Consider the following 12908-nt stretch of genomic DNA (forward strand, 5'->3'; position numbering starts at 1 on the left):
TCCTCGCAACCGTTTTTTAGCGCATACCGCCAAGGCACAGGTATTTGAGTTCCATGAACTCGTCCAGGCCATAGCGGGAACCTTCCCGGCCAAGGCCGCTTTCCTTGACCCCGCCAAAGGGCGCCGCCTCGGTGGAAATGATGCCCTCGTTGATCCCGATCATGCCGGTTTCCAGCGCCTCAGCCACATGCCAGATGCGACGGATATCGTTGCTGTAGAAGTACGCCGCCAGCCCGAATTCCGAGTCGTTGGCCATGGCAATCGCCTGCTCCTCGGTCTCGAACCGGAACAGCGGTGCCACTGGCCCGAACGTCTCCTCGCTGGCCACCAGCATGTCCTGGGTGACGTCCGTGAGGATAGTCGGCTCGAAGAAGGTGCCTCCCAGGGCATGAACCTGGCCACCCAGGGCCACCTTCGCGCCCTTGGCGGTGGCGTCGGCGATGTGCCGCTGGACCTTGTCGAGGGCCGCAGCATTGATCAGTGGGCCCTGCTGGGTTTCGCCCTCGAGGCCGGCACCTACCACCATCTTGCTGACAGCGGCCTTGAGCTTTTCAACAAACTCGTCATAGACGCCGGACTGGACATAAATGCGGTTGGCACACACGCAGGTCTGGCCGGTGTTGCGGTACTTGGAAGCCATCAGCCCGGCCACCGCGGCATCGAGATCGGCGTCGTCGAAGATGATGAAAGGCGCATTACCCCCCAGCTCCAAACTCACTTTCTTGACCGTACCGGAGGCCTGTCGCATCAACAGCTTGCCCACCGGTGTGGAGCCGGTGAAAGACACCTTTCGGACAACCGGGTTGGTGGTCAGTTCTTCACCCACCGCCGGCGCCCGGCCTTTCGAACAGGTCACGATGTTGAGAATCCCGGGTGGAACGCCGGCTTCCTCCGCCAGCGCCGCGAGGGCCAGCGCGCACAGCGGGGTATCCTCCGCCGGCTTGACCACCACCGGGCAGCCGGCGGCCACGGCCGGGGCGACCTTGCGGGTGATCATGGCCACCGGGAAGTTCCAGGGTGTGATGGCCGCCACCACACCGATGGGCTGCTTGATCACTACGATGCGCTTGTCACGGCCGTGACCCGGGATCACGTCGCCATAGGCCCGCTTGGCTTCCTCGGCAAACCATTCGATAAAGCTCGCGCCGTATCCCACTTCGCCCCGGGCTTCCATCAAGGGCTTGCCCTGCTCGGCAGTCATCAGTCGGGCCAGGTCTTCCTGGTGCTGCATCACCAGATCGAACCAGCGGCGCAGGATGCCCGCGCGCTCCTTGGCCAGACGCGCGCGCCATTCGGGCCAGGCTGCCTCGGCAGCCTGGATCGCCTGCCGGGTATCGTCGGCACCCATGTTCGGCACGTTGGCCAGGTGTTCGCCATTGGCCGGGTTGGTCACCGGCAACACATCACCGGAACCGGCCTGCACCCACTCGCCATTGATATAGGCGCTTTCGCGCAGCAGTTCCGGATTCGTCAAGCTGATAGTCATCACAGTCCTCACAGGAAAGAGTCAACGCCCTCAGAGCAGATAGCTTTCAATCACATCCCTGACAAAGGCAGCATAGTCGTCAACGGCCACATTCTGATCACGGTATTTCCGGCGCTTGAGGTACCAGTCCTGCAACAGGGCCTTGATGCTCGAAGCCACCAGGCGGGCATTCCTGGGCTGGTATACTCCCGCCTTGATGCCATCCTCGATGACCCCCAGGAAGATATCCTCGATTTCCAGTTCGATGGCCACCGCATCCCGCTTTTCCGGCGCCGGCAGGCTTTTCGCTTCCATGTAAGAGAAATAGAACCAGGCCCGCATCAGTTCGCTCAAGTACAGGTGCGCCTTGATCGCCGAGAACAGCTTGTCACGTACGTCATCCACCTCGCCAGTGTAGTGCAACAGGGTGCGGCGGGTGATGGTGAAGCCGTGGCTCTGGATCAGATGGATCAGGTCATCCTTGTTGCGAATGTAGGCATAAAGGCCGCCCATGCTCATGCCCGAGTCCGAACACAGGTCTCTCAGGGTCATGGCATGGAAGCCCTTGGAGTTGGCCAGTCGCAATGTCGATTCGATGATCCGGATCAGGTTCTTGACCGCCGTTGCCTCCTTCTTGATGCTGATTCTGTCCTTGTTCTGGCGGAATACCTCACGGACGACGCCTTCCTTGGACAGACTCAGCTCGTCGCGAAACGCTTCGTAGTTTTCAATCATTGCTGCCACGCCTATCTGCTCCTGCGGCGGGGATTATAAGCCAGATCACGCCACCGACAGGAACCGATCCTGGGTTGCCTGATCGGAACGCAACTCGTCACTGGGTGCCTCGTGTACCACCTGCCCCTTTTCTAGGATGTACGCCCGCCGGGCATGCTTGAGGGCGAACTGTACGCTCTGGTCAGTAAACAGAATGGTCGTGGTCTTGCTCAGATCATCGATCAGTTCACCGATCTGCTGCACAATTACCGGCGCCAGCCCCTCGTTCGGCTCATCCAGCAACAACAATCTGGGCTGGATCATCAGTGACCGGGCCACCGCCAGCATCTGCTGCTGGCCACCGGAGAGGGTTGCCCCGTCCTGGTCAGCCCGTTCTCCCAGCATTTCGTACTTCTTCAGGATACCGTCGACGGTCCAGCGCGCCGCACTGCCCTTGCGTTGATAGGAAGCCACCTCCAGATTGTCGCGGACGGTCAGGCCCGGGAAAATCCGCCGGTCCTCCGGCACGTAGCCAATCCCGGCCCGGGCAATCTGGTGGGCCGGCAAACCATGGATCGGTTTGCTGTCAAAGACAATCTCGCCTGATCTGGGAGGTGTGAGCCCCATGATGCTTTTCAGGGTCGTGCTCTTGCCGGCCCCGTTTCGACCCAGGATACACACCGTCTCACCCTCGTCGAGTTGCAGGGTCACACCCTGAAGCGCCTGGCTCTCACCGTAGAAGGTCTGGATATTGCGAACATCAAGAATCATGGGTTGGCCTCCTCGACCACTTCGTCTTCTTCCTCACCCAGGTACGCAGCACGGACTTCCGGATGACTTTTCACTTCCTCCGGTGCACCCGCAAACAGCTTCTCGCCACGGTGCATGACCAGGATGCGATCGGCCAGATTGAAGACCACGTCCATATCGTGCTCGGTGATCAGGAAGGTGTAGTCACCGCTGTCTGCCAGGCTCTTGACCAGCTTCGTGGTGCGCCGGGTTTCGTCCGGGGTCATGCCGGCGGTGGGTTCATCCAGCAACACCAGCTTGGGCCGCGTAGCCAGCACCATGGCGATCTCCAGCAGGCGTTTGTCACCGTAACTGATGATCTCGGCACGCTGGTCCTTGAGACCATCAATACCGAGGCGCGCCAGCAGTTCAACGGCTTCTTTCTGGATACCGGTATTACGGGAGGCAATGTTGAACAGCTTGCGGCTGTGGCCATGATAGGCCGACAGCACCACTTCAACGTTCTCCTGCACCGTCATCTCGGGAAAGATGTTGTTGATCTGGAACGAACGGGATATCCCCAGCCGACTTATCTTGTGCGGCGGCAGCCCGGTGATGTCCTCGCCGTCGAGAGTGATCTTGCCCTCGGTCGGGAGCATTCGTCCGGAGACCATGTTGTAGAAGGTGGTCTTGCCGGCGCCATTGGGACCGATGATCGCGATGGTTTCCTTTGGCATCACTTCCAGGTTGATGCCGTTGACTGCGTGGACACCACCAAAACGCTTGGTGAGGTTGTCTATGGTCAGGATCGGCTTGCTCATTTCTTCACCTCCATCCACCAGTCAAGGGCAGTACCTAGCAGACCTTTGCGGAAGAAAATCACCATCATCGCGAGGATGATGCCCAGAACCAGCATCCAGGACTCGGTGTAGCTGGTGATCCAGGTCTCCAGCAGCACGAACACTGCAGAGCCGACAAACGGGCCCAGGAAGTAACCGGTGCCACCGAGAATGGCCATCAGTACCGGTTCGGCCGACATGGACCAGTGCAACAGCTCGGGGCTGGCCACCCGCAGGAACGGCGCAATCAGGCCACCGGCCAGACCGGCGAAGGTACCGGCAATTACGAAGGCCACCAGACGGTAGGTACGTACGTTCAGCCCCGCGAAGGACACCCGCTCGGGGTTCTGACGGATCGCCTTGAGGATCATGCCGAAGGAGCTGCGGCAGATCAGGTACAGCACCACCGTGGCGATAGCGACAATGGCCAGCACCACATGGTAGTAAACGGCCGGGTTGCCAAGCGTCAGATCCAGGCCAAGCCCGAAGGAACCCAGAGTGAAGCCGGCCAGGCCGTCACTGCCGTTGGTGACAGACCGCCACTGATAGGCGATGGCGAACACCATCATGCCGAAAGCCAGGGTCAGCATGGCGAAATACACCTCGTTGAGGCGAACGCTCAGGAAGCCAATCACCAGGGCCAGCAGCGCCGAGGCACCCATGGATACCAGCAGACAGGCCAGGAACGGCCACTCCAGATGGATCAGCACCAGCGCCGTGGCATAGGAACCGATGCCGAAGAAAGCCGCGTGCCCGAAACTGAGCATGCCGGTATAACCGAAGATCAGATTGAAGCTGGCCGCGAACAGACCAAGGATCAGGATCTCGGTGAGGATAAAAATATAGAAGTAGGAGGCGATCCAGGGCACCGCAATCAGCCCCGCAATCACCACGGCCAAAAGGCCCATCAGAATCTTGGTCTTCATGCGGTCGCCCCCTTGCCCATGATGCCGTTAGGTTTGAACAACAGAACCAGCGCCATGCCCAGGAACGGCAGCAGCAGGTTCACTTCCGGCAGATAGCGGCCGCCAAAGCCGTGAATCAGGCCCAGGATGATGGCGCCAAGCAAGGCACCCGGAAAGCTGCCGAGGCCGCCGATAACCACCACAATGAACGACTCGATGATGATCTTGTCGCCCATGCCCGGGTCCAGAGCACGCATCGGCGCGGCCACCACGCCACCAACAGCGGCCAACCAGGCACCGAAGGCAAACACACCGGTGACCACCATGCGGGTGTTGATACACAGGGCTTCGGCCATGTCCCGATCAAGCGCCGCGGCGCGCATGATGCGGCCCACGCGGGTGCGGTTGAACAGGTACCAGAGACCGGCCAACAACAGTAGGCCGATGACGATCACGAACAGGCTGTAAGTGGACACGGAACTGCCCAGCAGTTCGACCGAACCAGACAGCAACTGGGGTGGCTGTACCACCTGGATACCGCTGCCCCAGATGGTGCGGACACTCTCGTTGATGATGAGCAGGATCGCGAAGGTCAGCAGCAGGCTGTCCGCCACATCCCGACTGTAGATGAATCGCAACAGCAACCGATCAATGATGACCGCCAGGATGGCCACACCAATTGGTGCGAGTAGCAGGGCCGCCCAGAAGGGCATTCCCACCAGGTTGATCAGGGTGAACGCCAGGTAGGCTCCCAGCATATAGAGAGCCCCGTGGGCAAAGTTGATGATGTTCAGAACACCGAACACGATATTCAGACCCACTGCAATGATGAACAGCAGCAGTCCGATATCAAGACTGTTTAGCAACGCCGCTCCGATGCCAGACATGGATTACCTCATTAGGTTAGGGCCGGTTACGTGGCGCCCCGAAGGCCGCCACGGCAAGCTGGTGAAAGATGTTCAGATCAAAGCTTGCAACCGGTTTCTTCGATAGTGCGGGCTACTTTCTCGCCGTTGAAGATCTGCAGGTTGGTCAGGGTCCGGATACCGTGCTCGGGATGCATCGGGCCGGACACCCCCCAGTTTGGGCTGACCATGGCCTGGTTGTCCCCTTTGCGGAAAGTAACCGTGCCGTTCGGAGCTTCCATGCTCATGCCGCTGAGTGCCTTGGCTACAGCCGGGCCGTCGGTGGTTCCGGCCGCTTCCATCGCCTGCTTGTAGGCATAGATGGCAGCATAGGCACCTTCGGCGTTGTAGCTCGGCGGATTGCCGTAGGCATCGATATAGGCCTTCACGAAACGGTCATTCATGTCGTTGTCGTAGGCCTCGTACCAGTAGCGGGTGGACAGGTGCACACCCTCGGGCATTTCCTCACCCAGGGCAGACAGCACTTCGGTGGCCGCGCCCACGGTGAACATCAGCTCCATGTCTTTCTCGAAGAAGCCACGGGTGTTGGCCTGCCGGATGAAGTTGACCAGGTCGCCGCCCCAGACGGAGATCAGCACACCGTCAGCGTCCGAGTTCATCACCCGGTCAATGAACGGAGTGAAGTCCTCGGCACCGAAGCGGGGGAAGTTGGTCTCCGACATCAGATTCACGTCCGGCTTGATGTCCTTGAGGTAGTTGCCGAAGAACTCCCAGGACTGGTGGCCGAAGGCGTAATCCGGACCGATGGTGGTCCAGTTGGTGGCATCGGTTTCCGCGGCGACCAGAGCGGCAGCCTTCATGTTCTGGGCCACGTTGACGCTGATACGGTAGGTGAACGGATTACACAGCTTACCGGTGACATCCGGCGTCGCGGCGTGGGTAATGATCAGGGGCTTCTGCAGCTCCGGCATGGTCGGCACCATGCCCTGGGCGACACCCGAGCTGTCCAGGCCGACCAGAGCATCCGCCCCTTCCGAGTAGACCAGCTTGCGGGCAGCCTGGATGGCCACCGAGGCCTTGCCCTGGCTGTCCTCGTAGATCATTTCCACCTGCCGGCCAAGAATACCGCCGGAGTCATTGATTTCATTGACCGCCAGGTCGATGCCCTTCTGGGCAAATTCACCATAGGTGGCAGCACTGCCGGAGAGAATGTAGATACCGCCGATCCGGATCGGATCCTCGGCATAGCTGGTGCCGGCTGCACCAAGTGTGGCGGCCGCGGTCATCGCAACCAGCAGTTTCTTCATACTTGTTTTTTTCATGGTATTGCTCCTGCGTTCTTGTCTTTGTTGTCACTGGAACTGTCAGGCCCGTTACATCGGGGCCCGGTTTTTGGGTCTGAATGCGTTGTTCGCGCTATCGCAACCTCCTGCTGACCATGGTCAGCCCAATCATCGGGACAGAGAGTCCCGGAGAATGTTCTTGCGGATCTTGCCGGTGGCGGTCTTGGGCAGTTCGCCCAGCACCACCTTTCTCGGAGCCTTGAAATGCGCCATGTTGTCCCGGCAAAAGGCAATGATGTCTTCGGCGGCCAGCTCTTTGCCGTCGTCCACCGGATTGACGAAGGCGCACGGCACCTCGCCCCACTTCTCGTCCGCCATGGCGACGACCGCCGCTTCGGAGACTCCCGGGTGTCGGTAGAGCACCTCCTCCACCTCAAGGCTCGAGATGTTCTCGCCGCCGGAGATGATCACATCCTTGGCCCGGTCCCGGATTTCAACGTAGCGGTCCGGGTGCATGACTGCTAGGTCGCCGGTATGGAACCAGCCATCCCGGAAGGCCTTGTCGGTGGCGTCCGGATTCTTCAGGTAGCCCTTCATCACCGTGTTGCCCCGGATGCAGATCTCGCCCATGGTCTTGCCATCGGCCGGCACCGGCTCGCCACTGGTCATATCGAGAATGTCCACGTCGTCCAGTCCGTGGGTGGGGACCCCCTGCCGGGACATCTTCACGGCCCGCTCTTCCAGCGGCAGTTCCTGCCATTCCGGCTGAGGAACACACAGGGTGGAGGGGCCGAAAGTTTCGGTCAGGCCATAGAGGTGAGTGATTTCGAAACCGATTTCCTCCGCCTTGCGAATCACGCTGCTGGGGGGCGCAGCGCCGCCCAGGGCGAAACGGGCACGCCGGGAGAGGGTGAGGCTCTCGCGGCCGAGGTCCTGCACCAGCATGTTCATCACCACCGGGGCGCCGCACATGTGGGTCACGCCGTAGTCCTCGATCCGGCGATAGATTTCCCGGGTATCGACCTCCCGCAGGCAGACATGGGTGCCACCGACGGCGGTGATCGCCCAGGTGTAGGCCCAGCCGTTGCAGTGGAACATGGGCAGGGTCCACAGGTAGACGGTTTCAGCGGTCATATCGAAGGCCATGGCGTTCGACATGGCGGCCAGGTAGGCCCCGCGATGGTGGTAGACCACGCCCTTGGGGTTACCGGTGGTACCGGAGGTGTAGTTCAGGGTGATGGCGTCCCACTCGTCGTCCGGTTGTGACCACGATGCCTCCGAGTCGCCCTCCGTCAGCAGAGACTCATAGTCGAGCTCGGCCAGGCCTTCGCTGGGGCCAGCCTTGCGCTCGATGGCCACCAGCAGCGGCGGCACCTCCAGTTCGGCAATCGCGGCCCGGACCTGGTTTTCCCACTGGGTGTCGTAGAACAGGACTCGGGCCTCGCCATGGGCCAGAATGAATGACAGGGTGCCCGCGTCCAGACGGATGTTCATGGCATTCAGTACCGCCCCGGCCATAGGCACCGAGTAGTGGGACTCGAGCATCTCATGGCTATTGGGGCACAGGATCGCGACAGTATCACCAGGCGCAATGCCCCGGGCGCGCAAGGCTCCCGCCATCTGCCGGCAACGGCGATACAGGTCCCGATAGGACAGGTTCATGTCATCGTCGATGACTGCCTGCTTGTCCGGGTAGACCCGCGCTGACCGCTGCAGCAGGGTCAGCGGTGTCAGGGCGGAATGATTGGCGGCGGTCTTGTTTAGGTTCTTGTACTTGTTCATATCGCACCGTGTTGGACTGTCCGGATTACTTCAGAAAGCCCGGATTGTTGATTCGCAAACGGGCCTCCGTAAGGCCCCTCAAGACCGATCTCAGTTTCGGATCATCGCCATCGAGGCTGCGCTCGCGGAGGGCCCGGGCCAGGGTCTCCTCACCCTGCAAGGGGTCATCTGGCAACTGGTGGCCCGCCAGGAACTGTGACAGCGCCCGGTCGGTAGCTTCTGGCTCACACTCAGCCCGCTGCTCGATTTCCCGGATGGCCATGCCCATGGCGTTGGCAATCATCAAAGCCTGGTATTTCTGCTCACCCGCCAGTCCCGGCGCCAGCGAATCCAGGAGTACCTGGCGGGCCTCGGTCAGCAGATCTCGGGTATCCGGCTCGTTGATCATTGCCTCTCCTCCAATTCCGGAATCTGGTTCAGCAGGTCGTATTCCATCTGGGCCACCATGCGCCCGGTGAGAGCCAGCTCCAGCGAGCGCTGCTCGCCGGACATATGCCGGCGCGCCTGCTGCAAGGCGATCAGGGCCCAGCGTACCAGTGCCATGACTTCCCAGTAGCTGACAGTGGCCGGGTCAATGTCAGCGCCACTCACTTCCCGGTAACTGTCCAGCAGGTCCTGCTTGTCTCCAACCCCACCAACTTCACAATCATCGCCACCAAAACGCCAGCTGCTGCAACAAAGCCAGCCCAGGTCCTCGCAGGGGTCGCTCCAGGACGTGAACTCCCAGTCCAGCACAGCGGTCAGCTCGTCACCATCCACCATGTAGTTGCCGGTGCGGAAATCGCAGTGGCACAGGACGATCTGGCCCGGTTCGGGAGCGTTGTCTTCCAGCCAGTTCAGCGCCCATTCGAGTACCGGGTGCGGCTCATCGATTTCCTCGAGGTAGCGACGATACAGCGCTACCCGACTTAACGCGGGATTGTTCCCTGCCGGCATCTCGAGAAAAGCCAGCGAATCCATTGGTGGCCGCACCGTGTGCAGCCGGGCCAGCTCGGCACCGAGACGACGTACCAGGTGCCGGCGTTGGTCTTGGGTAAGATCACCTTTGACCAGCTTGCGTGGCGAGGCACTGCCGGACGCCCGGGTCATGACGTAGAACACCCGGCCGCTGATTTCCCGGTCCTCGCATAGCCACAGCGGTTCCGGAGCCGTCACGCCGGCCCTGAATGCCGCCTGCAGCACCCGGAATTCCTCGGGCCGCGACAGGCTTTCCGCCACGCCGGAGGGGGCGTCCTGACGGACCACGAATGCCTGCCGACCCGGCCGGTTGCCGCCCTCCAGTTCCAGGGTCAGGCCAAAGTTGTCCTGAATGGCACCCCCGGACAACTTGTCGAACTCGATGACCCGCGCATTGCGGGCACCGGTCTGCCGGGCAATAAAGTTGCTGAAGCTGTCGGCCAGGGCAGACATCAGGGCTTCACTCCCCAGTGCCAGAAGTCAGTACGCTCGGCCAGCAACAACTTCGAGAACACCATCTTGTGCACTTCCGAGGCGCCATCCACCAAGCGGGCCTGGCGGGCATAGCGGTAAATCCACTCCAGCGGGGTGTCCTTCGAGTAACCCCGGGCACCACACAGCTGGATTGCCGTGTCCACCGACTTGTGCAGGGTGTCCGCCACAGCGACCTTGGCCATGGACACTTCCTTGCGGGCAAAGTCGCCCTGATCCAGCTTCCACGCGGCATGCATGGTCAGCAGCCGGCCGATCTGGATCTCCATGGCGGCTTCACCCAGCAACCACTGGACCCCTTCGCGCTGGGCCAGGGTCTGGCCGAATGACTCGCGCTTTTCAACATAGTCGGTGGCGATCTCCAGTGAACGACGGGCCAGCCCCAGCCAGCGCATGCAATGGGTCAGGCGGGCCGTGCCCAGACGGATCTGGGTCACCTTCAGGCCGTCACCCACTTCCATCAGCCGGTTTTCGTCTGGAATTTCAAGGCCATCGAAGCGGATCTCACAGTGCCCACCATGCTCCTCCGGGCCCATGATCGGAATGCGACGAATCACTTCCCAGCCTGGATCGTCCTTGTGGAACAGGAACGCCGTGAGCCCCTTGCGGGTATCATCGGAGGTGCGCGCGATCAGGATGAAATGGGAAGCTTCACCGGCCCCGGTAATGTAATGCTTGTGGCCGCGGATGACCCAGCGATCACCTTTTCGAGTCGCAGTGGTCTGCATCATGCCCGGGTCCGAGCCGCAACCGGGAGGTGGCTCGGTCATGGCAAAGGAAGAACGCACTTTGCCCTCAACAATGGGCTTGAGCCAACGCTCCTGCTGGGCCTCGGTGGCGACTTTGGCCAGCACAATCATATTGCCGTCATCGGGTGCCGCCGAATTGAAAACCACCGGCCCGAAGATGGACCGGTTCATTTCCTCGTAGCAGGCCGCCATACCCTGGATATCGAGGCCCTGGCCACCGAGATGCTCCGGAATCTGCAGGCACCAAAGGCCCTGCTGCCTGGCCTTGGTACGCATCTGTTCCAGATACTCCGGTGCAATGTTCTCGTGCTCGTCATATGCCTCCGGGTTCTGCTCCAGCGGCAACAGCTCCTGTTCCACAAAGTCCCGGATACGTTTCCGGTACGAGTCGTTTCTGGGATCCAGATTGAAGTCCACAGCCTGCTCCTTACAGCGAGGATTGAAGATGGCCGCCATCCACCACAAGGGTGCTGCCAGTCATGTAGTCGGAAAGATCTGAGGCCAGAAGCAGTAACGGACCACTGAGATCATCGGCCTGCCCCAGACGGCGCTGGGGAATACGGCGGATCATCTTCTGGCCGGGCTCGCTGGCGAAGAAGTCACGGTTCAGATCGGTCTCGATGTAGCCGGGCGCCAGGGCGTTGACCCGAATGCCATAACGGGCCCATTCCAGCGCCAGTGCCCGGGTCAGCTGCTCGACACCGGCCTTGGCCGCCGCATAGGGCGCCACATTGCCGGCCACGCGATGACCCAGAATCGAAGAAATCATGATGATGCTGCCGCCCTTGTTGATGGCAGAGAGACGGCGTGCGGCCTCGTTGGCGACGAGCCAGCAGCCCTTGAGATTGGTATCGACCACCCGGTCCCAGTCCGAGCCAGTCAGGTCCAGCGCCTTCTTGGTGGTAGCGACACCGGCATTGGACACCACTACATCCGGAATACCGACGTCATCGGCCATGGTGTCGAAGGCTTCGGTGACACTCGCCTCGTCGGTGACGTCCATGGTGACCACGTGGATCCGGCCGGCGTGATCAGGATATTCGTGCTTCAGAGATTCAAGTGCCTCGCGGCGGCGGCCACTGACAATCACTGTGGCACCGGCCTCAAGCAGGCAGTGGGTAAAGCTGTGGCCCAAACCACCAGCGGCGCCGGTGACCAGCGCAATCTTGCCGTCAGCACGCAGGGACCAGTTTGTATTGCCAGGGTTCGCGTTATTGGAATTGTTCATGTCTCGACCTCCGGAACATAAAAATAGAACGAGCGCTCGAAATATTCAAGTTTAGTATGTAGTCTCCAACCAAGAAATTTTGAAAGCAGAGGAACCCCCGATGTAATTGGCATTACAAGTCATTTATCGCATGCTGGCTGCAACCGACTGAGAGAGATCCCATGAATCCAACCATAGAACTCCTGAAATCCCACCGCTCCATCCGCAAATTCACCAGCGAGAAGATTCCGCACGAACTGCTCAGGGAACTGATCCGCTCTGGACAGTGCGCCGCCACCTCGAATCATGTGCAGGCGTATTCAATCATTCACGTGATTGATCCGGATAACCGCCGCAAAATCGCCGAACTCGCGGGCGGACAGGACTACATCGCCGATTGCTCGGACTTTTTGGTGTTCTGTGCCGACATGCGGCGCTCTACCGATGCCGCCGGACGGGCCGGGGCCGAAGTGGTGCGCGGGATGACTGAGCAGCTTCTGGTTGCCACCATCGACACCAGTCTGATGGCCCAGAACGTGGCCATCGCCGCGGAATCAGAGGGGCTGGGTCTGTGCTACATCGGGGGCATACGCAACAACCCCGCGGAAGTTAGCCAAATTCTCCGGCTTCCCGACCATGTCTATCCGGTGTTCGGTATGTGCCTGGGCTACCCGGACCAGAACCCGGAGGTGAAGCCCCGACTGCCGGTGGAGGCGATTCTCAGGGAAGATTACTATTCCGATGCCCGGGACGAGGAGCTGGTCGCCGGGTTCGATCGCACCATGAACGAGTACTATCGGGTACGCACCGGTGGCAACAAAGACACTACCTGGTCGGAGCAGCTCAAGCCGCTGTTCACCTCAAAACTGCGACCGCACATGCGCGACTTCCTGCGCAAATGCGGCTTCGAGATGAAATAA

13 protein-coding genes are annotated in these 12908 nt (G+C 60.6%); 1 reads left to right on the top strand and 12 read right to left on the bottom strand.

The window, feature by feature from the left end; all coding sequences use genetic code 11:
• Positions 1-16: 16 nt before the first annotated feature.
• The 12 genes from BM035_RS08545 to BM035_RS08600 form a co-directional block, all read right to left on the bottom strand.
• Entirely contained in the window at positions 17-1480 is a 1464-nt protein-coding gene (locus BM035_RS08545) for an NAD-dependent succinate-semialdehyde dehydrogenase (RefSeq protein ID WP_302848263.1), read from the bottom strand.
• A gap of 36 nt (positions 1481-1516) precedes the next feature.
• A complete protein-coding gene (locus BM035_RS08550) occupies positions 1517-2200 on the bottom strand; it encodes a TetR/AcrR family transcriptional regulator (RefSeq protein WP_092031143.1) in 684 nt (227 codons plus the stop codon).
• Between the two features lie 45 nt (positions 2201-2245).
• Complete coding sequence (locus tag BM035_RS08555; protein ID WP_092031146.1) at positions 2246-2950, bottom strand: ABC transporter ATP-binding protein; 705 nt, start codon at positions 2948-2950, stop codon at positions 2246-2248.
• On the bottom strand, positions 2947-3729 hold the full coding sequence (locus tag BM035_RS08560) for an ABC transporter ATP-binding protein (RefSeq protein WP_092031148.1): 783 nt from the start codon (positions 3727-3729) through the stop codon (positions 2947-2949). Before BM035_RS08560 ends, BM035_RS08555 begins: the two co-directional genes overlap by 4 nt.
• On the bottom strand, positions 3726-4673 hold the full coding sequence (locus BM035_RS08565; RefSeq protein ID WP_092031149.1) for a branched-chain amino acid ABC transporter permease: 948 nt from the start codon (positions 4671-4673) through the stop codon (positions 3726-3728). Before BM035_RS08565 ends, BM035_RS08560 begins: the two co-directional genes overlap by 4 nt.
• Entirely contained in the window at positions 4670-5539 is an 870-nt protein-coding gene (locus tag BM035_RS08570; protein ID WP_092031151.1) for a branched-chain amino acid ABC transporter permease, read from the bottom strand. Before BM035_RS08570 ends, BM035_RS08565 begins: the two co-directional genes overlap by 4 nt.
• A gap of 77 nt (positions 5540-5616) precedes the next feature.
• Positions 5617-6840, bottom strand: a complete 1224-nt coding sequence (locus BM035_RS08575) for an ABC transporter substrate-binding protein (protein WP_092031153.1) — start codon at positions 6838-6840, stop codon at positions 5617-5619.
• 129 nt (positions 6841-6969) lie between these two features.
• Positions 6970-8583 (bottom strand): long-chain-fatty-acid--CoA ligase, encoded by a 1614-nt coding sequence (locus tag BM035_RS08580; protein ID WP_092031155.1) that lies wholly within the window; start codon positions 8581-8583, stop codon positions 6970-6972.
• A gap of 25 nt (positions 8584-8608) precedes the next feature.
• Entirely contained in the window at positions 8609-8971 is a 363-nt protein-coding gene (locus BM035_RS08585; protein WP_092031156.1) for a DUF6285 domain-containing protein, read from the bottom strand.
• Entirely contained in the window at positions 8968-9993 is a 1026-nt protein-coding gene (locus BM035_RS08590) for a phosphotransferase family protein (RefSeq protein WP_092031158.1), read from the bottom strand. Before BM035_RS08590 ends, BM035_RS08585 begins: the two co-directional genes overlap by 4 nt.
• Complete coding sequence (locus BM035_RS08595; protein ID WP_092031159.1) at positions 9993-11198, bottom strand: acyl-CoA dehydrogenase family protein; 1206 nt, start codon at positions 11196-11198, stop codon at positions 9993-9995. Before BM035_RS08595 ends, BM035_RS08590 begins: the two co-directional genes overlap by 1 nt.
• A gap of 10 nt (positions 11199-11208) precedes the next feature.
• A complete protein-coding gene (locus tag BM035_RS08600; protein WP_092031161.1) occupies positions 11209-12009 on the bottom strand; it encodes an SDR family NAD(P)-dependent oxidoreductase in 801 nt (266 codons plus the stop codon).
• Positions 12010-12170: 161 nt separating this feature from the next.
• Here BM035_RS08600 and nfsA point away from each other — a divergent pair, with 161 nt between their 5' ends.
• Positions 12171-12908 carry an oxygen-insensitive NADPH nitroreductase gene (gene nfsA / locus BM035_RS08605; protein ID WP_092031162.1) on the top strand — a complete coding sequence of 246 codons (738 nt, stop codon included), beginning with the start codon at positions 12171-12173 and terminating at the stop codon, positions 12906-12908.

Origin of the sequence: Marinobacter sp. DSM 26671, assembly GCF_900112835.1 — a bacterium.
GTDB classification, from domain to species: Bacteria; Pseudomonadota; Gammaproteobacteria; order Pseudomonadales; family Oleiphilaceae; genus Marinobacter; species Marinobacter flavimaris.